1 protein-coding gene is annotated in these 296 nt (G+C 62.8%); it reads left to right on the top strand.

What is annotated here, in order from left to right; all coding sequences use genetic code 11:
• Positions 1-52: 52 nt before the first annotated feature.
• The coding region (locus tag D0817_RS27220) for an aminotransferase class III-fold pyridoxal phosphate-dependent enzyme (protein ID WP_497756112.1) at positions 53-296 on the top strand (244 nt) is incomplete at its 3' end.

Raw genomic sequence — 296 nt, 5'->3', positions numbered from 1 at the left:
TAATGGGTCTCCACTCGCAGCTGTTGGAGCCGCGGGGCGCACCTCACTTTGGATGGAAATTGCCATGAACGCTAAGCTTGATTCGGGTGTCACAACGCGGCCTGTCACGAGGCAGACTTTCGACGAGGTCCTCGTCCCGACCTACGCCCCGGCCGCGATGGTGCCCGTGCGCGCCGCCGGCCTCGATCTGTTCGACCAAAATGGCAAGCATTACCTCGATTTCACCTCCGGTATCGCCGTCTCCAGCCTCGGCCACTGCAACCCGGCGCTGGTCGCCGCGCTGACCGAACAGATCA

Source organism: Flavobacterium cupreum, assembly GCF_003996965.1.
Lineage (GTDB): Bacteria > Bacteroidota > Bacteroidia > Flavobacteriales > Flavobacteriaceae > Flavobacterium > Flavobacterium cupreum.
The sequence above is the reverse complement of the archived record's forward strand: the minus strand, read 5'-3'. Positions and strand labels throughout refer to the sequence as shown.